Origin of the sequence: Burkholderia stabilis (assembly GCF_001742165.1) — a bacterium.
In the GTDB taxonomy this organism is placed as follows: Bacteria; Pseudomonadota; Gammaproteobacteria; order Burkholderiales; family Burkholderiaceae; genus Burkholderia; species Burkholderia stabilis.
The window spans coordinates 3,057,541-3,077,899 of record NZ_CP016443.1; the positions used below are offsets into that span (position 1 = coordinate 3,057,541).

The 20,359-nt window shown below is 61.4% G+C and carries 16 protein-coding genes and 1 pseudogene; 7 read left to right on the top strand and 10 right to left on the bottom strand.

Annotated features, from left to right (window positions below; genetic code table 11):
- Positions 1-618 precede the first annotated feature (618 nt).
- Both BBJ41_RS39835 and BBJ41_RS31540 read left to right on the top strand, forming a co-directional pair.
- Positions 619-2,145, top strand: a complete 1,527-nt coding sequence (locus BBJ41_RS39835) for a metallophosphoesterase family protein (protein ID WP_083282032.1) — start codon at positions 619-621, stop codon at positions 2,143-2,145.
- The gene (locus BBJ41_RS31540) at positions 2,146-2,802 is read left to right on the top strand and encodes an ATP-binding protein (RefSeq protein WP_069750065.1); all 657 of its coding nucleotides are present in this window, start codon (positions 2,146-2,148) and stop codon (positions 2,800-2,802) included.
- Here the strand turns inward: BBJ41_RS31540 and BBJ41_RS39840 are convergent.
- A protein-coding gene (locus BBJ41_RS39840; RefSeq protein WP_085954470.1) for an IS5-like element IS402 family transposase occupies positions 2,741-3,558 on the bottom strand; the annotation gives its coding sequence in 2 pieces (ribosomal slippage) (positions 2,741-3,210 and positions 3,210-3,558; 819 coding nt in all). The two genes, BBJ41_RS31540 and BBJ41_RS39840, sit on opposite strands and share 62 nt — an antisense overlap.
- Before the next feature lie 203 nt (positions 3,559-3,761).
- Here BBJ41_RS39840 and BBJ41_RS40810 point away from each other — a divergent pair.
- Together BBJ41_RS40810 and BBJ41_RS31555 are read left to right on the top strand one after the other, a co-directional pair.
- A complete protein-coding gene (locus BBJ41_RS40810) occupies positions 3,762-5,183 on the top strand; it encodes a hypothetical protein (RefSeq protein WP_156814913.1) in 1,422 nt (473 codons plus the stop codon).
- A 65-nt stretch (positions 5,184-5,248) separates the two neighbouring features.
- Positions 5,249-6,366, top strand: a protein-coding gene (locus BBJ41_RS31555) for an IS3 family transposase (RefSeq protein ID WP_370512851.1) whose coding sequence is annotated in 2 segments (ribosomal slippage) — positions 5,249-5,507 and positions 5,507-6,366 — 1,119 coding nt in all. Because the reading frame shifts where the segments join, the coding sequence is not laid out codon by codon here.
- An 83-nt stretch (positions 6,367-6,449) separates the two neighbouring features.
- Here BBJ41_RS31555 and BBJ41_RS31560 read toward each other — a convergent pair.
- Positions 6,450-8,549, bottom strand: a complete 2,100-nt coding sequence (locus BBJ41_RS31560; RefSeq protein WP_069750067.1) for an ATP-dependent nuclease — start codon at positions 8,547-8,549, stop codon at positions 6,450-6,452.
- A gap of 633 nt (positions 8,550-9,182) precedes the next feature.
- Between BBJ41_RS31560 and BBJ41_RS31565 the strand changes: the two genes are divergently transcribed.
- Complete coding sequence (locus BBJ41_RS31565) at positions 9,183-9,479, top strand: hypothetical protein (RefSeq protein WP_069750467.1); 297 nt, start codon at positions 9,183-9,185, stop codon at positions 9,477-9,479.
- A 245-nt stretch (positions 9,480-9,724) separates the two neighbouring features.
- Here BBJ41_RS31565 and BBJ41_RS31570 read toward each other — a convergent pair.
- The 3 genes and pseudogenes from BBJ41_RS31570 to BBJ41_RS31580 all read right to left on the bottom strand — a co-directional run bounded on the left by BBJ41_RS31570 (position 9,725) and on the right by BBJ41_RS31580 (position 13,329).
- Positions 9,725-10,965, bottom strand: a pseudogene (locus BBJ41_RS31570) (metal-dependent hydrolase family protein).
- A gap of 12 nt (positions 10,966-10,977) precedes the next feature.
- Positions 10,978-12,294 (bottom strand): MFS transporter, encoded by a 1,317-nt coding sequence (locus BBJ41_RS31575; RefSeq protein WP_069750068.1) that lies wholly within the window; start codon positions 12,292-12,294, stop codon positions 10,978-10,980.
- Positions 12,295-12,417: 123 nt separating this feature from the next.
- Positions 12,418-13,329, bottom strand: a complete 912-nt coding sequence (locus BBJ41_RS31580; protein ID WP_069750069.1) for a LysR substrate-binding domain-containing protein — start codon at positions 13,327-13,329, stop codon at positions 12,418-12,420.
- 182 nt (positions 13,330-13,511) lie between these two features.
- Here BBJ41_RS31580 and BBJ41_RS31585 point away from each other — a divergent pair, with 182 nt between their 5' ends.
- Entirely contained in the window at positions 13,512-14,414 is a 903-nt protein-coding gene (locus BBJ41_RS31585; protein ID WP_069750070.1) for a LysR family transcriptional regulator, read from the top strand.
- Here BBJ41_RS31585 and BBJ41_RS31590 read toward each other — a convergent pair.
- On the bottom strand, positions 14,365-14,895 hold the full coding sequence (locus BBJ41_RS31590) for a carboxymuconolactone decarboxylase family protein (RefSeq protein ID WP_197680900.1): 531 nt from the start codon (positions 14,893-14,895) through the stop codon (positions 14,365-14,367). The two genes, BBJ41_RS31585 and BBJ41_RS31590, sit on opposite strands and share 50 nt — an antisense overlap.
- Before the next feature lie 194 nt (positions 14,896-15,089).
- Here BBJ41_RS31590 and BBJ41_RS31595 point away from each other — a divergent pair, with 194 nt between their 5' ends.
- A complete protein-coding gene (locus BBJ41_RS31595) occupies positions 15,090-15,500 on the top strand; it encodes a TIGR02594 family protein (RefSeq protein ID WP_069750071.1) in 411 nt (136 codons plus the stop codon).
- A 136-nt stretch (positions 15,501-15,636) separates the two neighbouring features.
- Here BBJ41_RS31595 and BBJ41_RS31600 read toward each other — a convergent pair whose 3' ends face one another.
- The 4 genes from BBJ41_RS31600 to BBJ41_RS31615 form a co-directional block, all read right to left on the bottom strand.
- Entirely contained in the window at positions 15,637-17,073 is a 1,437-nt protein-coding gene (locus BBJ41_RS31600) for an efflux transporter outer membrane subunit (RefSeq protein WP_069750072.1), read from the bottom strand.
- Positions 17,074-17,092: 19 nt separating this feature from the next.
- Complete coding sequence (locus BBJ41_RS31605; protein ID WP_069750073.1) at positions 17,093-18,667, bottom strand: DHA2 family efflux MFS transporter permease subunit; 1,575 nt, start codon at positions 18,665-18,667, stop codon at positions 17,093-17,095.
- Between the two features lie 13 nt (positions 18,668-18,680).
- Complete coding sequence (locus BBJ41_RS31610; RefSeq protein ID WP_069750074.1) at positions 18,681-19,772, bottom strand: HlyD family secretion protein; 1,092 nt, start codon at positions 19,770-19,772, stop codon at positions 18,681-18,683.
- 64 nt (positions 19,773-19,836) lie between these two features.
- Positions 19,837-20,268, bottom strand: a complete 432-nt coding sequence (locus tag BBJ41_RS31615) for a MarR family winged helix-turn-helix transcriptional regulator (RefSeq protein WP_069750075.1) — start codon at positions 20,266-20,268, stop codon at positions 19,837-19,839.
- Positions 20,269-20,359 lie beyond the last annotated feature (91 nt).

The following is a 20,359-nucleotide window of genomic DNA, read 5'->3' on the forward strand; positions in this document are numbered from 1 at the left end:
TGTATCGAAGTTCATCACTCGACAATTCACGTGTATAAGGCTGGACTAGACCAAACAGACAGCGTCAGATCGTCTGACTCAGTTCGGCCATGAGCAGCCATCACACGCGCATCAAGCGATGACCGTTATAGGCAGCTGATTGCAGTCGGTCGTCGGAGCATGCTTCGACGGCAGTTGTCGCTATGCAGCGGCCAACTGCGGCGCGTTCGCGAATCGGGGAGTAAACCAAAAGCAGACGGTCTGCGGTGAGAACTCTCCGCCAAACGTTGGATGCCTGAAGGGATCGGTGCCACGAAACATGGGGTGGGGCAGCAGCGTTGGGCTTGGGAGAACCTCGGCGGGCTCAAGCCAAGCAACGGAAATCGGTATCCTGCGTTACAAATCCCTGGAGCAGGGTCCCGCGCCCGGTAATCGTGACGTGACTTCTAGCCTCGGGTTACCGAGACACAAATGTCAGACATGTGGTAGCCTCGAGCGCCAGTCAACGCGACGCCATTTTTGGGCTGCGAGCGAGCATCAAGACCGCATTTGACCCTACGCCACGCCGTACTGACGCGCAGGACTTGATACTCTACTGTGGCCCACGTGGGCAACTTATTTTTGGGCAGTAGACTAGGCATGGTTACCTTTCTACATATCTCCGATCTCCATCGTGACTCTGGCAGTGGGCTCACCACCCGCTCACTTCTCGAATCCCTTCGCCTTGATCGGGAGCGCTACATCGCCGAAGGTCTGCCCCAACCAGATATCGCAATCGTCAGCGGCGACATCGTCTACGGTGTAACAAAGGACGATTCGAGTAGCGATGCGGCGTTGAGGGCTCAGTATGACGAGGCGTATAGCTTTCTAGTTGACCTCTCCGATTTATTCTTCTCGGGCAACCGGGATCGCATCGTCATAGTGCCGGGCAACCACGACATCAGCCACCCTCATGTTCTTAGAAGCACAGTTCCGGAGGACATTCCGACAGACGGAGTCCGACGCAAACTGATTGCGAGGCAACTTGGAGAAGATGAGTCGCTTTGGAGGTGGGTCTGGGCTGACTTTTCTCTTCGTAGGATTTCGGATCGGAATGAATATGCGGAACGACTGAAGCCCTTCGCTATATTTTACGACTCGTTCTACGAGGGTCGCCGCAGGTTTTCGCTTGAACCGTCTCAACAACTCTCGTTGCACGACTTCCCTGAGCTGGGTGTTGTCGTAGCGGGACTGTCCAGCTGCTGCGACAACGGCCTTTTCAATCGGTGCGGCAGGATCCACCCTGATTGCATTGCCGGCGCGACTCGCGATGTCGCAGACTTAGTGCGGCTTGGACGTATTTCGATCGCCGTGTGGCATCACAACCTCGCCGGAGGCCCGAAAGATTCAGACTATGTCGAGGCTGAATTTTTGCAGAGCCTGATGGACGGAGGCTTCGCGCTGGGTTTTCACGGCCATCAGCATCGACCTCAGTTCATCGAGCACCGCTTCACTGCTGACAACGAGAAAGCAATTGCGGTGATCAGCGCAGGAACGTTATGCGGAGGTCCTCGTACACTCCCATCGGGCCGGATGCGGGCCTATAACCTTGTCTGTGTCGACACGGCAACGGGCCAATGCTCGCTGCACGTTCGAGACATGAAAAACTCTAATTTCAGCTCGCCTGTTTGGGGGCCAGCGAACGTTCCGGAGTTCGGAGGTTCATCGATGTCTTTCGAGTTGAAGATTTCACCAAATGCGAGGCGTCCAGTTCTCATGGATGTGCCGCCTGTCCAAAACGGCGGTGACGAGTCCGGTCAGGCAGCGCAGGTAGCGGTCAACGAAAAGCTCGCGCTTGAAGCGGCGAGTGAAGCAGTCCGGTTGTTAAGGGGCGGCAAGGCTCAGCCTGCGATTGAAATCGTTCTGCCATATCTATCGAACCCCCTCGCCCGCCGAGTCGCCGTAGAGGCGCTCCTTGAACTCGACAAGTGGGAAGACATTGAGCGGCTTTGCAGCCCTCCGCAGTCGAACGCTGAACTCATTGCATTGATGGAAGCGCAATATCAGCTTGGCCATCGACCACAGCTGCGTGCGCTGATCGAATCTGAAACCGTCACCATGAATCAAGATGCCGCTGTTCGACAAAGCGTTGATCAAGCCCGCGCACGACTGGGAGGAGGCCGCTAAATGACACAAATTGCATTCCAAGTCGATACGTCCCGTGTTTTGGAGATTCTTTCCAAGCAGATCTACGATTCTCCCTACGCGATGGCGCGAGAGAACGTGCAGAACGCGTACGACGCTGTTCTCATGCGTGCAAACCGAGAGCAAAAATCTCCTTCCGAGTATCAGATCGTTATCACAGCACGGCCCGACCAGATCGAGATCTCGGACCAAGGCATCGGTATGACCGAAAAAGTTCTACGAGAGAACTTCTGGCGCGCTGGATCTTCAGGGAAGAACAATGATGCCGCTCGCGCAGCAGGTGTCATCGGAACATTTGGCATCGGTGCAATGGCCAACTTCGGTGTCTGTGATCGTTTGCAGATCGATACTCGTGCGATGGATCAGGCCACAGGCATCCGTACCTTCGCCCTCAAGAGTCAGCTGTCCATCGGTCAGGATTGCATCTCGCTGGAAAATCTTGATTCGTCCATCGAAGTTGGGACGAAGCTCACCGCACAAATCAGCCCGACGTCACCTATCAACGTCCAGGCTTTGCGGAACTACCTAGCGCCGTTCGTTCGGTTCCTCACGGTTCCCGTATTGCTAAGAGACGGTTTCATAAAGACTGATCGGCCCGCCGAAGGGTATTCCAGCAGATCAGACAGCAACCGAGTTTGAGGAACGCGCCGTGAATGTCTGCACGGCGCTCGAAACGAATACGGAGACGACGGAAGTGATGCAGCCAGGCATGCGTGCGTTCGACGACCCAGCGATATTTGCCAAGGCCGCTGCCATGTTCGGTACGGCGCTTGGCGATCACTGGCTCGATACCGCGATCGCGCAACGCGCGCCGATGTCGCTCGGAGTCGTAACCGCGATCCGCGTAGACCACACGCGGCCGCTGCAATGGGTGGCCACGCAATCCGCGGATCGGCGGAATCGCGTCGATCAGCGGCAGCAATTGCGTGACGTCGTTGACGTTCGCGCCGGTCAGGATCGCGGCGAGCGGCGTACCGTTGGCGTCGGTGACGATGTGGTGCTTGGAACCGGGTCGCGCGCGATCGGTGGGGTTTGGCCCAGTTTTTGGCCTGCCCCAACGGCGCGAATCGATGATGAATCGACGGCGGCTCGTGAGAAGTCGATCTGGTCCGCTGCGCGCAGCTTTGCGAGCAGTAGCTCGTGCAAGCGATCCCAGACACCGGCTGCTTGCCAATCGCGCAGCCGGCGCCAACATGTCACGCCCGAGCCGCATCCCATCTCGGCCGGCAGGTCGCGCCAGCGTAGTCCGGTCTTGAGAACGAACAGGATGCCGGTCAGCGCGGCGCGATTCGAAACAGGCAGGCGGCCCGGGTTCTTCTCGCGCCGCGGCTTGGGTGGCGGCAGTAACGGCTCGATCAGTGTCCACAATTCATCGTCGATGATCGGCTTGGCCATCTCCTCAGTCTCGGTTGTTCCGATGCCTGAGGTTAACAGCTCACCGCGAAAGTTAACAGCCCCACGGGGCCTTTTTGAAACCGTCTCTAAACGGGGAATTGCTTAGCCAACAAGACGTCAGATCTGCTGCGGGCATCGGAGCGAATTGGAGAGCCCTCGACACAAAGCAACTGAACACAGGACGGTTTGCTTTCGAGGCGTGCGTGCTGGTTGATGGCAATCAGGTGGCAGTCGTTATCGACAAGCTAATGATCGACGGAGAGGCGAGTCCTGGTGGAGCGTGGCTTAGGAACGGGGCCGGTCAGGTGATGGGGCTCCGATCGAGATTCGGTCTCGCACCAATTCCGCTCCCGACTCACTATCAGCTGGGCGGCTTTGCTGATCTGCCCTTCCTTCTGCCGACCGCGGGGCGCGAGGCTCTTACTCGCGAGTCAATCCAAGAAGCGACTCAACTTATTTCTCCGATTGAATCCGCTCTCACGGAAGCACTAAAGGACACTGATCTGGCTGACACCCTCCAAGCGTTTCAGCAACACCTCATCCAGATCGGGCGGATCGATTGGGCGGGACGTGTGAGCATTCAACTAAGCCCAGGGGATCAGCGGATGGAGTTGGGAAAGCTTCGAGACGACCATCCAGGAGTCGAGCTTCACTGGTACACCGGGACTGATAGTGATCAAATCAACACCTTCGCCAGCGAGGACTCTCCGTTGATCCGCGTAAGTCAGACGAATCCTCGTCGGGAAATTCAGCAACGCTATCTGAGAGACGTCCTTCGATTGCCGGAGGTACCGAACGTGGTCAGCATTGTCGAGACTTACGATCCTAGAGACTTGTCGTTCGACGAAGTGACTCTCATGCTGGCAATAGCGAGGGTTCTGAGGGTCGACTATCTAATTGACGACATCGATCTCAAGTGGGTCAAGCTCAGTCACGGTGTGCCGATGCTGACCGAAATGACAGCTGAGAAACTGACGCTCAAGATATCGAGGACTTGGAGCGCGGTTCAAGCCGTCATCCAGGTCATAGCATCAACGCCGGAAGTGGCGGAGGGCATGACAAGGGACTTTGTGCGGGTGCACGTTTACGAACGCATCAAAGAATTCGTTCCATCGTCTCAAAGAGCTGGGCTTGATGCCTTGCAAAAGACTCTCGCAAGGAGGCGTGAACTCTATCGACTGGAAGTCGATGACAAGGGAGAACTCGAGCCGCTCTTGGCCGAATATCTTGCGGGTCATGTGCAGTTCATAGAGGTACTCAACGCCGCAACACGCGTCAGCGCCGGTCATACACAACGTGTCAGCAGTGACACCGTCGGCACGGTCGAGAACGCTCTGAATGACGTGGTCAACGCAAAGGTCGAACCTCAGGTCGTTCGCATCATCTCGGCACCCGAGTCCGGTTCTCCAATACTTCGAACAGACACTGAACTCAGAGAACGGCTGCTAACGACCGAGAGGGAAATTCTGCAGCTCAACAATCATCGCGTATTCCTCGCACTCTCTGACAGACTGTTCCAGCTTGAGCGAGAGTTCTTCACCTTCCCTCATTCAACACAAGTTGCCTGGGCGGGAAGGCGAATCGTCTATCTGTTCGGCTTGTCGCACTCCTCCGAAAACCTGTGACCTGCTCCCCGTAAACCGGGCCAGTCGGAATCTAGTAAAGTCCGTTTTCGGAGAGGAAGACGGACATGAAGAAGCGCTTTTCGGAAGAACAGATCATCGGCTTCCTGAAGGAAGCGGAGGCGGGCCTGCCGGTGAAGGAGCTGTGCAGGAAGCATGGGTTCAGTGACGCCTCGTTCTACACGTGGCGCGCGAAGTTCGGCGGCATGGAGGTGTCGGAAGCCCGTCGGCTCAAGGAGCTGGAAGCCGAGAACGCGAGGCTGAAGAAGCTGCTGGCCGAGGCGATGCTCGATATGGAAGCCCTGAAGGTGGTCGTGAAGGGAAAGCCCTGAGCCCGCAGGCCAGGCGCGAGGCGGTCGCGGCGATTCGGCAGAAGGTCAATGTCTCCGAGCGCCGTGCCTGCCGGCTTGTCGGGCTTTCGCGCAGCGTGCTGCATTATGAAGCGCAGCCGGACCACGAGAATGAGGCGCTCAAGGCGCGCCTCATCGAGCTGGGGCACCAGAGGCGGCGTTTCGGCTATCGGCGGCTACACGCGCTGCTGGCGCGCGAAGGAAGGCACGTAAACCACAAGCGCGTGCACCGGCTGTATCGCGAGGCCGGACTGGCCGTGCGGCGCCGGCGACGGCGCCACGGCGTGATGGTCGAGCGCGAGCAGCTGGCTTTGCCGAGTACGCCGAACGAGGTGTGGTCCCTCGATTTCGTGATGGACGCATTGTCCAACGGGCGTCGCCTGAAGTGCCTGACCATTGTCGACGACTTCACCAAGGAAGCGGTCGAGATCGTGGTGGACCACGGCATCTCGGGTCGGTATGTGACGCGCGTGCTGGACCGGGTGGCGCGCTTCAGGGGCTACCCGAAAGCGTTGCGCACGGACCAGGGACCCGAATTCACGAGCCGCGCGCTGGACCAGTGGGCCTACGCCAACGGCGTGACGTTGAAATTGATTCAGGCGGGCAAGCCGACGCAGAATGCGTACATCGAGTCGTTCAATGGCAAGTTTCGTGACGAGTGTCTGAACGAGCACTGGTTCACGACGCTCGCCCACGCCCGGGCCGTGGTGTCGGCATGGCGCCGGGACTACAACGAGGCACGGCCGCACAGCGCATTGAACTACCAGTCGCCGGCCGAATTCGCGGCGAAGCATCCGGCACCAGTAGGCGCTCCTGTCTTGCAGGAGCATGTTTGAACAGGACTTTACTAGAAGCTCCGTGGCCCTATCGAAGGGGCAGGTCAGGACGAGCGCATCCGCTGCGCTTTCAACCCAGGCGCTCATGCTATGTCATCTCCAGGGTAGCCGCTGCTGCCGGTGTCCGGCGGGCACAGGCGTGATTCGAGCCAATGCAAACCTTCAGCAATATAGCTAGGTACAGTCCATTCCTCGGCGTACGCCAATATGTCCATGGCAAAGTCGGTCTTCTTGAAGCTGTCCGAGCGGATTCGATCATAGACGTCCTGATAAGCGTCGTTGAGAGTGGCAGGAATGGGAATGCCGATCGAGAGCCTGCCGGAACGGAACAGCCCAAAATTCTCGTAGACAATTGCCTCCTCCAAGGTGCGCGGGCGAAGCGTCTGCGTGACTGAGCCGTCGGTCACTAGGACATCCGTCTGGAACGCGATGCAACGGTCCTTTCCGACATGCCGTTTATCGCGTTGGGTCAAAGCCATCAGGCCAGCTATGGTTGTTTGATCACAGAATTTCTTGAGGGATGCGTTGGAAGTCCGTGCACCGGCAACATCTGCCCGGCAGGCGCTCGGATAGCCTGTGGGCGTAACTGAATCGAGATCGGTGATGACGAGATAAGGGATTCGAAGAAAGCTAAGCAGGCCCTCGAAGCGGTGGCCGTAGGCACCACCCACCTCCAGAACCGTGAGATATGTGGTCCGCAGCCGCGTTGCGGCACTTTCGATCATAGCGGGCATAAGCAGTTTTTCGACAGCGCCCTCGACAAGAACAGTCGCATCGGCAAAGAACAAATCGCAGTGGGTCAAACGTAGATAGCGTTTAAGGAAAGCCAGCGACTCTGAGGGGGACACGAGCTTACCATCGATCGTTTCTGCTTCAGGTTGGAACGCACGAAGACTGCTGACTTCGGACGCGTTTCGGATCCCGATCGCGGCGGTCTCTCCTTTGGTATGGCTGCGCCGAAAATAGCGAACCTTTTCGAAATCCACTGCCTCCATGATGTGCGAGGAGTGGGTGGTGACGACTAGCTGCGGCACAAGATCGGGCTCGCCCGATGCCTCGGCAGACTGGTTGATTACTTGCCAAATATTGGAGATAAAGGTCTGTTGGACTTGTGCGTGGAGGTGAACTTCGGGCTCCTCGATGAAGATCAGCAAGGTAAGCGGTCTATTCTCGACGGTCATCACCCATTGAGAATGAAAATGCCTAGCTTGAATGGCCATGTAGATGAGGTTTTTGAAGCCGAGGCCATTGTATAGCTCGGGAAGCTCATGCTGTCGGTTCGGGTCGACGTAGAGCAACTCCGTGCTTCCGCGCAATGCGGTTTCCGGACTAAGGGATGAGACGATTCGCAGTTCACGATCATTAATTGACGGGACTCCGAGGCGCTTGATAAGACTAATCAGCGGTTCAAATTGTTTTGCGTAGTGATCGGTCAGTTGTTTGTTGTTTTCGTCGATCACACTGTGCGCATCGGCTGCGGGGCCAGCCTGTTCGAGATTCTTTCGGTAAAAGGCCGAAAACGCGGATGACAGCCGGTTGCTTCGGCTACTGTCGTCGTCGTTGATGTTGCGCTGAGCGTCGACGAATTCTACCTTTATAAGATGCTTTAGAAGCCGCTTGCCTTCCTCTGAGTCAAGTTCGTCGGCCATGATCTCAGGCGGAGCTCCAGTCTCAGATTGCTCGTCAAGCGAAAAATAGCGGGTCGTGCAGTGGCGTCCAAGATTCCCTTCGAGAGCCAGATATTGCGATAGCGCCTTGACACGTGTCCCATCCTTCTGTTTTGGATAGGCGGCATCATAACTCTCGCGCAGTTTCTTTACGTCTGCGATTTCATAGGACAGTCGGATACCGACTCGGGTGAAATCCGATAGCTTGGGAAGCAGCGTGAAAACCCTACCGAAGGCGATGCTTTCCGGATCTATGGAGAACCATAGATCAAGACTAATTTTAGGAAGTCGCTCTGCATCTCCGGTGGTGATAAATGCATCAAAATCGATCATCCGTGCAACCGAGAAATCGTGTATCTTGAAATCACGTCCCCCGAGGAAGCAGCGAAATATTGCAGTGGCAGACGTCTTGCCGCTATTGTTTGGTCCAACAAAGATTGTTTCGCGCTCTTCGATGTCAATTTTAACATCCTCGAGTCGCCTAAAATTTCGTATGGCGATGCCGCTGATCTTCATAAATCAACCTTTAAACACGTAAATCGACAAAAATCGCCCATGCTGCGATCTATCGTTCACTATCGATGAAATTAAGGTGGCAACCAGTTGGATGAGCAGAGACTACCTTGATCGAAGGATGGTCATCATGCGTGTGGCAAATGTGCCGTATTGGGTGGTAATCAAGATGTGATCCCCGGTTTATTGTATTGACTAGCAGTGTGCCATTATTCGATTGGTTGGCGCAATAAGATAAATCGTTATTGACACATTGTATTCGAGTCGTGGATCCGTGGAGAATTACAGATCGGTCCGCCAGTTTTTGAGATTAGAAGGGCACAAGGATCGCCAAATTACTGACCTGCAACATGAGCCCATATCACGCGCGCCCCTATACCTAACAGCCAGTCCCCCTCAATTCCCCATTTCTGAGATGCCAGCGCGACTACACTGGTCATGAAGCCTTGCTTCTCGCCCATCGGAGTAGTCCGCAGCACCCTTCGCCCCGATGGTCGAAAGAAATCGTCTTGCCCAACAAGACACAGCGAAGGGGAGAAATAAGAGGGGAAATCCAAGGCAACAAAAAGCGCGGGCCGTATGGGCTGCAACCCATACGACCCGCTGACCACAACCAACTCGTCACAGGAGTCGGAAATGGCTGACGCCAATATTAAGTCACGTCGCAAGAAGAACAAACCGGTAGATATGAAGAAGATGTTTGAGTTGGTCCTCCGCAACTACCCGGACCTTCCCAAGCGTGGCTGGCCGTATCTGCCATGGATGCAGGCCATTGATATCGACTTCAAGATCTTTGGATTCCAACCGGGCGACCGTGTCTACCTCAGCGTGAACTACGACACGCGGCAAATAACGATCACGCCAGACCACAGCCAGCTTGCGCTGCGAGAGCAGCCGTACCATGACGAGGACCGGCAAGACCCGTTTGCTTAAAGCTCAAGCGCCGCTTGATGCGGCGCGCGCGAACTGACTCCAGGTTTTGCACGAACGCGACTGACCGCCGGGGCGTTATCGCCCTGGCCATCGCCGCGAATGTTGCGATTCGCACCGACAGCCACCTTCAACAATTGTCACGATCGCATCGCGTGTGCCAAAGCGATCGAACGGATTCGCTTCACTCGAAGGCATCCGGATTCAACCGACGGCCCGAATGTCCGCAAGAATTCGCGAACGACGCCTCAACGCCCACCGTCCCGCGCTTTCACGACCTTCCCACGCTGAAGCACAAACGCAACCTGCTCACCTTCACCCGAAACGACGCCGATATCATCGAGCGGGTTTCCATCGAGCACGGCCATATCGGCGATCGCACCAGCGGCAACAACCCCCAGTTGCCCAGCCATGTTGACGATCTCCGCCGCCACAGTCGTCGCTGACCTGAGCGCTTCCAGATTCCCGAGCACTTCCGCCCGAATCCGAAACTCGCCGGACTGAAACGTGTGCATTTCCCCAAGCAGATCCGACCCGAACCCCATCTTCACACCGGCCTTCGAATAAATCTCCAGCGATTCTCGTCCCTTCTGCTGCACGGAAGCCACCTTCGCAACGGAGTCAGCCGGCATCCCGAACTCCGCGCCATGTTTGGCAAGTGCGTCATAAGTCACAAGCGTAGGCACCACAAACGCCCCATGCTCATGCATAAGCTTCGCCGCCGCCTCGTCCACAAGATTCCCGTGCTCGATCGTCCTCACGCCACATCGCACAGCCCGCGCAATCGCCCGCCCCGTATACGCATGCGCCATCACATAAGTATTCGCGGCTTCAGCCTCATCAACGATCGCCCGAATCTCATCCTCCGAATACTGCGTGTTCGCAATCGGATCGGTCGGCGAAGCAACCCCACCTGAAGCCATGATCTTGATCTGCGTCGCGCCTTTCTGAATCTCCTCACGCACGGCGAGCCTTACCCCTTCAACCCCATCCACCACCCGCGCAATCGCCCCCGTCCTGAAACAGCAAGAGCAGGGCTCCAGCAAATCCCCCGAGGCCGAAAATCCCCGTGCCCGCCGGTCTGCGACAACGCTTTCCCCGACGGAAAAATCCTCGGCCCTGAAACCAGCCCCGTCTCGACCGCCTGCATCAACGCCCAATCCGCGCCACCCGCATCCCGCACGCTGGTAAACCCACGCGACAACATCGCATCGAGAATCGGCAACGACCGAATCGCCGCGAGAATATTCGGCTGCGTTGCATTCGCCCCGAGATTCGCATTCGAAGCCAGCACATGCACATGGCAATCGATGAACCCCGGCATCACGGTCTTGCCACGCACATCGATCACCTGCGCATTCGGCAAATCCACCGGCCGATCGGTGACTTCGACGATCCGCTCGCCTTCGATCACGACATGATGATGTTCGAGCAACACGCCTCGTTCGAGGTCGAGGACGTTGCCGCCTTGAAGCACGGTAATGGTCATGGAGAAATATCCTTATCGAGTCATGGAGGCAGCGAGCTTCGCATCCTTCACGAAACGCGTTCCGACGAAGCTGACGGCCGCCGCGAGGATCACGTAGAAGGCGGGCGCCATGTTGCTGCCCGTGCGGGCGATGAGCCACGTGATCAGGAACGGCGCGAACCCGCCGAAGATCGTCACCGCGAAGTTGTACGCAACGGAAAGCCCGGTCGACAGCACCTTGGTCGGGAACAGCTCCGCGAACGCCGCGAGGATGGGCCCCGTATAGGTCGCGATCAGCACGCCGAACACGGCCTGAAACACGATCAGCGACGTGAACCCGGGCGCATGGTTGATCCACGCGAACATCGGCCACGTGAGCACGAGGATCGCGAGCGCCGAGCCGGACAGGAACACGCGCCGTCCCCACACGTCGGCGAGCCGGCCGACGATCGGCGAGCAGCACATGATCATCAGCCCGCCGACCATGCCGGCCGCGAAGCCGGTCGATTGCGGCAGATGCAGCGTGCGTACGGAATAGGTCGGCATGTAGAACAGCAGCACGTAGGTGCAGACGGTCCACAGGATGACCATCGAAAAACTCGCGAACGTTTCGCGCGGGTAGGTGGACAGCACTTCCTTCAGCGGCGAGCTTTCCTTCGCCTGCGATTCGACGGCGCTGAACGCGGGCGTCTCGTCGATATGGCTGCGGATGAAGTAGCCAACCGGCCCGACGATGATCCCGAGCAGGAACGGCAGCCGCCAGCCCCAGCTATGCAGCGCCTGTGTGTCGAGCGACGTCGTGACGAACGTGCCGGTCGCGGCGCCGAGCAGCACTGCGAAGCCGATGCTCGACTGGATCCAGCTCGAGTAATACGCGCGCTTCTCCGGCGGCGCGTATTCGGTGAGGAACGCGGTGGCGCCGCCCATTTCGCCGCCGGCCGAGAAGCCTTGCAGCAGCCGCGCGACGACGATCAGCAGAGGCGCGGCGATGCCGGCCTGTTCGTAGGTCGGCGCGATCCCGATGAGCGCCGTGCCGGCAGCCATCAGCAGAATGGTGAGCGACAGCGCGGCCTTGCGCCCGACCTTGTCGGCATAGACGCCGAGCACGATGCCGCCCACCGGCCGCATGAAGAAACCGACGCCGAACGTCGCGACGGTGAGCAGCACGGAAGTGAGTTCGTTGCCGGTCGGAAAGAACAGCTTAGCGATGATGACCGCGAAGAAGCTGTAGACGGTGAAGTCGAACCATTCGAGACCGTTGCCGATCACGGTCGCGACGATGGCGCGACGGCGTTGCTGCGCCGCCGCATCGACGGCAGGCGCGGCGCGCGGGGAAAGCGTTCCTTGCATGGTCTCTTCCTTTGTCAGAAGACGGGACGGCTGCCCCGCGTGAATCCCATGCTAAGGACAGCCGGAATTTTTTCTGAAACGAAAGATTCGCATGCACGCATGCGCTGCACGCATGCGTCGCGCTCAGGGCGCGGTCTGCTTCTCCGCCTGTTCGAACAGCCAGCGCGTGAACAGGCGGGCGGCCTGGTTCTGCGCGCGGTCGTTGGGCGAGATCACGTAATAGCCGCCGCCGTGGCTCGCGGACGCTTCCGTCACGCGCACGAGCAGGCCGGCTTCGATGCATGCGTCGATCATGTAGCGCCAGCCGAGCGACACGCCCTGGCCGAGAATCGTCATCTGCACGATCTGCGGATAGGAGTTGATCGTGATGTTCTGCGGCTGCGCCTTCTGCCGGTCGACGTCGTTCATGTCGAACCACTCGGACCACGACATCCATTGGCGCTGCCCATCCTCGAGGCGCAACAGCGTTTCGTTCGCGAGATCGGCCGCGTCGAGCGTGCGGCCGGCGAGATAGCCGGGCGCGCAGACGGGAAAGACTTCCTCGTCGAACAGCCGGCGCGCGGTGTATTCGGCCGGTGCTTGCTGGCGCACGTAGTAGACGCCGACGTCGAATTCCGCCGGCGACATCGACGCAAGCCCGTCGCGCACGATCAGGCGCAGCTTGATGTTCGGATATGCGGTGCGAAAGTCCGGCAGCCGCGGCGTGAGCCACAGCAGCGCGACGCCGGACGAGCATGCGATCGTCAGTTCGAGGTCGCCGTACGGCTTCATCACGTCGTGCGTGGCTTCCGCGCATTGCGTGAGCAGGTGGTGGACCTGCGCCGCGTATTGCTCGCCGGCGATCGTCAGCCGCAGCGAACGGTGTTCGCGAACGAACAGCGAGCGGCCGAGGAATTCCTCGAGCTGCTGGATCTGGCGGCTGATTGCGCTTTGGGTGAGATGCAGTTCGGCGGCGGCTTTCGTGAAGCTCGCGTGTCGCACGGCGGCTTCGAACGCGACGAGGCACTGAAGGGGCGGCAGAGGCGTGATGCGCATGGCGGGCAGGGAGTCGAGGATGCTGCCGACATGATACGGGCGGATCGAAAGGAAATCACAAGGCGGGAAGGGCGCGGCCGGCCACCGTATTCGTGCGAAGATTGAGCGCAACGCGAGCGCGGCTGCGACTGCGATTGCGCCGGCCGAACGCTTGTCCCTTCTCTTTCCATCCCGCCAAACCCATGGACCGCTTCGAAAGCATGTCTGTGTTCGTCGAGATCGTCAGCACCGGCAGTCTGACCACGGCGGCCGAGCGGCTCGGTTTGTCGCCGAGCATGGTCGGCAAGCATCTGAACGCGCTCGAAGCGCGTCTCGGTGTGAAGCTGCTTCACCGCACCACACGGCGTCATCACCTGACCGAGGCGGGCGCGCTGTATCTGGAGCGTTGCCGCGACATCCTCGACCGGGTCGAGACGGCCGACGATGCGGCGTCGGCGCTCGGCGGCGATCCGGCCGGCCAACTGCGTATCGCGGCGCCGATCTCGTTCGGCGTCACGCAGCTCGCGCCGGCCGTCGCCGCTTTCCTCGCGCAGTATCCGCGTGTCGATATCGAACTCGTGCTGACGGACGCGGCGGTCGATCCGGTCGGCGACGGTATCGACCTCGCGTTCCGCATCGGGCCGCTGGCCGATTCGTCGCTCGTCGCGCGGCCGTTGCAGTCGTATTACCGGATGGTCGTCTGCGCGGCGCCGGATTATCTCGCGCGGCGCGGGATACCCGCCGCGCCGCCGGATCTGCTGAATCACGATTGCCTGGGCCATACACGATGGGGGCCGCGCCATCCGTGGCGATTCGACGGACCCGACGGGCCGATCGAAGTCCCCGTCGCCTACCGGTTGCGGGTCGACAGCGGCCCCGCGCTACGCGAGGCTGCGCTGGCCGGCGGCGGCGTGATCCTGCAGCCGCTCGGCCTGGTCAAGGCCGATCTCGACGCCGGCCGGCTGCGTCTCCTGTTGGCCGAATACACGTCGCACGGTCGCGATTTCTACCTGCTCTACGCGCGCGATACCGGTGCGCCGGCCAAGCTCCGCGCGTTCATCGGGTTCGCGCTGGCGCATTTTGCGGTTCCGGCGTCGAAGCCTTGAGCCCGTTGGCGTCAGGCGACGCGGCAAAAACTTCCGCCACGACGCCCAGTGCGTTGTTCACGGCGGCGCCGCCTGCGTAGAACAACGTCTGCAGGATCGTCTCGACGATCTGCTCTCGCGTCGCACCCGCGACCAGCGCGGCCTCGACGTGCGCGCGCAATTGCGGCAACGCGTACCCGAGCGTCACGCAACTGGCGATCACGACCAGTTCGCGCGTTGCCAGGTCGAGCCCGGGCCGGTCGAGCACGCCGGCGAACGCCCACTGCATCGTCATCGTCAGGAAGTCCGGGCAGAGGGTTTCGCGCGATTCGGCGAGATCCTTGCCGCTGTGCGCGCCGTGCAGGCGCTCGAACAAGGCGAGACCGCGGGCATAGGTATCGTCGCGGGGAGAAGGGGCTGCGTCATCGTTGACCTCGTCGTGAAGGGCCGAAATGCCGGCGGACAGACGCAGTGTGGCGGGACGGCCCGCATTGAAAAACACCGGTTCGGTCGGTTCATTTCCCACCGGGAGTGTGGAATGCGGGCGGCCGCGGCCGGCGATTCGCGGCAGTTCGACGGGGGCACTCGTCGCTGCGCCGCATTCGTGCGAAGATCGACCGAAAATCACACTCGCCCGAGCACGACGTGACCCGATCGAACCCTGAGAGCAAACCGGCGGCCGGCCACCCGCCGTGGATGGCCATCGCGCTGGCCGAACTCGGCATCCGCCGCCATCCGGCCGGCAGCATCAACCCGCGCATCGTCGAATACAACGACCAGACGAACCTGGTCGGCTACGACGACAAGATTTCCTGGTGCTCGTCATTCGTCAACTGGTGCATGACGCACGCCGGCATTCGCGGCACGGGCTCCGCGCTCGCGCGTTCGTGGCTCGAATGGGGCAGGCCGCTCGAGCGCCCGGTCTACGGCTGCATCGCGATCCTCACGCGCGACGATCCCGCGAGCTGGAAAGGGCACGTCGGGTTCTACCTGCGTCACGACGACGAGCACGTGCATCTGTTCGGCGGCAATCAACTGGAAGAAGTGCGCGAGCTGGCATACCCGCTGAACGAAGTGATCGGCTACCGCTGGCCCGACGCCCGATAACCGCGCCGCCACGGCGCACACGAAACGACGAACGCCGCGTTTTGATTGCGTTGTCGTCGGTCAAATGTCCGGGATCGTGCGGCTGACGAGCGGGGCGCCGGCAAACGTTGAAGCCGGCGCCGTATCGCCATCCCACCTAGTTCTTTGCGACAGTCTCCACCTCCGGCCCACCCGCCGCCTCATTCCTGCTCCACCCGCCCCCAAGCGACCGATAAAGCGCCACCGCCGCCAGCGCATGCTCGCGCTTGACCTGATTGAGCGAATCCGAATCCCGCAGATACACCTCCTGCGCCGACAGCACATCCAGAAAATCCGTCGCGCCGCCTTTATAAAGCTGGTTCGCCAACCCGAGCGCCTTGTCCGACGCGGTAAGCGCGCTGTCGAGCCTGCGCGTCGCTTCATCGGCGCTGACGAGATTCGCGCGCGCATCCTCGACTTCACGCAGCGCCTGCAGCATCGTCTGCCGTAACCCGAGTTCCGATTCGCGCATCCGGCTTTCGCTTTGCGCGATATCGGCCGTGATGCGTCCCGCGTTGAAGATCGGGCTCGTCGCGCTCAATGCCGCGCTGAACAGGTTGTCGGTCAACGTCGGCAACCCGAGATACGACGCCGCGAGAATCCCGTCCGTCAGGTTCAGCGAAAATTTCGGATACCGCTCGGCTTTCGCGACCCCCACTTGCGCCGCGCGCCTTTCGACCTGCGCATAAGCGGTCAGCACGTCGGGCCGCCGCAACAACGCCTGCGAAGGCAACGTCCCCGGCGCACCAACCGGCGGCGCGGGAATCTCGCCCGCCTGCGCGAGCACGAGCCGATCGACGGATTCAGGTGTGCGCCCCGAATACACGGCGATCAGATTGAGCTGATGCGCGATCTGCGCCTGCGTCGGCGGAATCCGCGCTTCGAGCGCATCGAGCTGGTTCTGCGCACGCGTGACGTCGAGTTCCGTCGACAGCCCGAACGCCTGCCGCTTGCGCGTGAGTTCGAGCGCGTGCTGCCGGATCTTCGCGTTGTCCTGCAGGATCTTCAGTTCCTGCTGCGCCCAGCGCAGGTCGACATACGCGGATGCCGCATCGGCCGCGAGCGCGAGCCGCATCGCGTCTTCCGCATGTTTCTGCCCGACCAATTCGGCCTGCGCGGCGAGCAGGTCGAGCCGTTCACCGCCGAACACGTCGGGCGACCAGCTCAGCGCGAGCCCGGCACCGGCCTGCCGCACGTAACCGAGCGGCGGCGGCGTGTTCTGGCGTGCGTCGGCCGCGTGCGCGGTCGCGTCGAGTTCGGGCAGCAGCACCGCGCGCTTCTGCACGGTCAGCGCCTGCGCCTGCTTCACGCGTTCGGCGGCGGCCTGCAGATCGAGGTTGCCGTCGAGCACGGCCGCGATCAGCCGGTCGAGCACGGGATCGTGGAATTGCGCCCACCAGGCGGCGGCGTCGATGTCCGCGCGCGGCACGTCGGCATCCCATGCGGCCGGTGCGAGCGTTTGAACCGAATCGTGCAGTGCCGGATGCTGCGCGGGCTGCACGGCACAGCCGGCGGCGAATGCACTGACGGCCAGCGCAACGAGTAGCTTTTTCATGATGATGATGACCTCAGCGTCAGTGCGCGTCCGGCGGCGGCGCGTTCAGGGTGATGGGTTTGGAAAACACGACGGCGATCAGCGCGACGACGAAGCACAGCGACAGCGCGTAGTACGCATCCGCATAGGTGAGCGTCAGCGCTTCGCGGTAGATCAGGCGATGCAGGTTCGCGAGCCCGGCCTGCGCGGTATTCAGCGTATTGCCGGCGACGGACGCCCAGTACGCGGCCTGATGGTCGAGCAGCGATGCGACTTGCGGCTCGCCGGCGCTCACGTGTTCGTTCAGGCGCAGGTAGTGGAAGTTCAGCCGGTCGTTGAGCATCGTCGCGCTCACCGCGATGCCGATCGCACCGCCGAGATTGCGCATCAGGTTGAACAGGCCGCTCGCCGATTTCAGCCGCGACTGCGGCAGCGAGCCGAGCGCCATCGTCACGATCGGCGGCACGCTGAATTGCTGGCCGATGCCGCGCAGCGCCTGCGGCAACAGCAGCTCCTGCCAGCCCCAGTCGTGCGTGATCGGCGTGTACAGGTAGCAGCCGAGGCCGAAGCAGATCAGCCCGAACACGAGCAGCGCGCGCATGCTGAAGTAGCGTGCGGCGAACGCATACGCGCAGAGCGCGAGCAACTGGAACGCGCCGACCGACAGCAGCGCGATGCCGATCTGCAGCGAGCTGAACGCGCGCACCTGGGAAAGAAACAGCGGCGTCAGGAACACGGTCACGAAAATCCCGATGCCGGTCACGAACGACAGCAGGCTGCCGATCCCGAAGTTGCGCACGGCGAGCGCGCGCAGGTCGACGATCGGGTCTTCGGCGGTCAGCGCATGCACGATGAACAGGAAGCCGCAGATGCCGGACACCCACGCGCAGATGACGATCGCGTCGTCGCCGAACCAGTTCTTGCGCGGGCCTTCCTCCAGCACGTATTCGAGGCAGCCGAGGAAGCCGGACATCAGCACGATGCCGAGATAGTCGCCGCGCTTGATGAGGCCGGGATCGGGTTCGTCGATGTGCACGTAGCGCGGCACGAGCGCGGCCACGGCGATGCCGGGCACGAGGTTCAGGTAGAACAGCCAGTGCCACGACCATTGGTCGGTGATCCAGCCGCCGATCACCGGGCCGATCGCCGGCGCGAGCGACGCGAGCGCGCCGATGGTGGTCGACGCGATCAACCGCTGCTTGCCGGGGAACAGCACGAACGCGGTGGTGAACACGGTCGGGATCATCGCGGCGCCGAGCGCGCCCTGCAGCCCGCGGAACAGGATCATCGAGTTGATGTCCCACGCGAGCCCGCACAGCATGCTCGTGATCGTGAAGCCGACGGCCGACGCGACGAACAGCCAGCGCGTCGACATCACCTTCGACAGCCAGCCCGACATCGGGATCACGATGATCTCGGCGATCAGGTAGGCCGTCTGCACCCACGACAGCTCGTCCTGGCTCGCGGACAGCCCGCCGCCGATGTCGCGCAGCGACGACGCGACGATCTGGATGTCGAGCGTCGCCATGAAGAAGCCGACGCACATCAGTGCGAACGCGAATACGCGCTGCCGGGTCGGTTGCGACGCGGGGTCGCCGGAAAACGCGGTAGTCATCGTCGGCTCCCGCTCAGTTCGCGTGATCGGTGTGCACGGTCACGACCGCGGACAGGCCGGGGCGCAGCACGTGCTCGAGGCCCGGCTGCGGATCGAGATGCACGCGCACGGGCACGCGCTGGACGATCTTCGTGAAGTTGCCGGTCGCGTTCTCCGGCGGCAGCACGCTGAAGGTCGCGCCGGTCGCGGGCGCGACGCTGTCGACGCGGCCGTGCAGGCGCGTGCTCGACGCGTCGAGCGACACGTCGACGCGATCGCCCGCGCGCATCTTGCGCAGCTGGTCCTCCTTGAAGTTCGCGTCGATCCACAGCCCCGACGCGGGCACGACCGTCAGCAGCGGCACGCCGACGTTCGCGAGCATGCCGACGCGGCCGGTACGATTGCCGACATAACCGTCGACCGGCGAGCGGATCGTCGTGTATTCGACGTTGAGCGCGGCGACGCGCTGCGCGGCAAGCGCGGTGTTCACGCGGGCGCGCGCATCGGCGAGCTGCGCGCCGAGCACGTCGAGCTGCCGCTTCGCCGCGAGCAGCGCGGCGTCGCTGCGGTCGACGGCCGCGCCGGCCTTCGAATAGTCGGCGTCTGCGCGCTCGACGATCTGGTTCGACACCGCGTCCGATTTCACGAGCTCGCGGTAGCGCACGCGGTCCGACGCGGCACGCGTCAGTTCGGCCGACGAGGCGTTCTTGTCCGCCGCGTGCTGGCCGATCACCGCGTATTGCAGTTGCTGCTTCGCTTCCAGTTCGGCCACGGCGGAGCGCGCACTGTCGACTTCGGCGCTGGCCTGCGCGAGCTTCGCATCGTAGTCGCGCGCATCGAGTTGCACGAGCACGTCGCCGGCTTTCACGCGCTGGTTGTCGGTGACGAGAATCCGGTCGACGAAGCCGTTGACCTTCGGCGCGAGCACCGTCACGTCGCCGCCGACGTACGCGTCGTCGGTGCTTTCCTGGACGCGCAGCACGAACAGCCAGTCGAGCGCGGCGGCGACCACGACGACGACGACGGCGCCCACCGCGATGCGCATCCACGGCACGCGGCGTTGCTGCTTCGCGGGCCGGTCGGTTGTGGCCGCTTCACGGGAAGCAGCGGTTTGGGTCGTTTCCATCAATTCACCTATGTATATGCACTTATTGAGACGATCGGCGACGCATCGTCGATCGGGGAAGGGGCTAGCGTTCCGGCAGGTTGTGCGTGATCCGGAACAGTTCGTCTCTCAAGCGGGCCGCCTGCGTTGGTCCGAATCGCCGTTCGAACGCTTCCTGGGCGGCGAGCCAGTGCACATGCGCGTCGGCGATCTTCGTTTCGCCGTCCGCGGTCAGCGCGAACGTCTGGCGGCGGCATGGCGGCTCGATCCGGCCCGTCACCAGCGCCGCGCCGACGAGCGGCTTGAGCGCGCGCAGCAGCGCGGTGCGCTCGATCACCAGCACGGACGACAGCGCCGCCATCGTCTGGTGCGGCCGGTCGCGCAGCAGCGCGAGAATGCTGTACTGCGACGGCGTGACGCCCGCCCGCGACAGGTAACGCTCGTAGAACTGCGAGATCCGGCGGGCGGCCTGGCGGACCGCGAAGCAATCGTCATCGGTGAGCGTGGTCTTGTGCATGTGCACATGTTAGGGCGCGGGGCAGGGTGAAGCGATGGCCGGGGATGGATCAAACTGGTGTCGCGGCTGTACCAATCGGCGGCAGATTGGT

Bases quoted from the DNA above. Each gene is read 5' to 3' on its own strand.
- BBJ41_RS39835 (WP_083282032.1), top strand. From the start codon at position 619: ATGGTTACCTTTCTACATATCTCCGATCTCCATCGTGACTCTGGCAGT.
- BBJ41_RS31540 (WP_069750065.1), top strand. From the start codon at position 2,146: ATGACACAAATTGCATTCCAAGTCGATACGTCCCGTGTTTTGGAGATT.
- BBJ41_RS31560 (WP_069750067.1), bottom strand. From the start codon at position 8,549: ATGAAGATCAGCGGCATCGCCATACGAAATTTTAGGCGACTCGAGGAT.
- BBJ41_RS31565 (WP_069750467.1), top strand. From the start codon at position 9,183: ATGGCTGACGCCAATATTAAGTCACGTCGCAAGAAGAACAAACCGGTA.
- BBJ41_RS31575 (WP_069750068.1), bottom strand. From the start codon at position 12,294: ATGCAAGGAACGCTTTCCCCGCGCGCCGCGCCTGCCGTCGATGCGGCG.
- BBJ41_RS31580 (WP_069750069.1), bottom strand. From the start codon at position 13,329: ATGCGCATCACGCCTCTGCCGCCCCTTCAGTGCCTCGTCGCGTTCGAA.
- BBJ41_RS31585 (WP_069750070.1), top strand. From the start codon at position 13,512: ATGGACCGCTTCGAAAGCATGTCTGTGTTCGTCGAGATCGTCAGCACC.
- BBJ41_RS31595 (WP_069750071.1), top strand. From the start codon at position 15,090: ATGGCCATCGCGCTGGCCGAACTCGGCATCCGCCGCCATCCGGCCGGC.
- BBJ41_RS31600 (WP_069750072.1), bottom strand. From the start codon at position 17,073: ATGAAAAAGCTACTCGTTGCGCTGGCCGTCAGTGCATTCGCCGCCGGC.
- BBJ41_RS31605 (WP_069750073.1), bottom strand. From the start codon at position 18,667: ATGACTACCGCGTTTTCCGGCGACCCCGCGTCGCAACCGACCCGGCAG.
- BBJ41_RS31610 (WP_069750074.1), bottom strand. From the start codon at position 19,772: ATGGAAACGACCCAAACCGCTGCTTCCCGTGAAGCGGCCACAACCGAC.
- BBJ41_RS31615 (WP_069750075.1), bottom strand. From the start codon at position 20,268: ATGCACAAGACCACGCTCACCGATGACGATTGCTTCGCGGTCCGCCAG.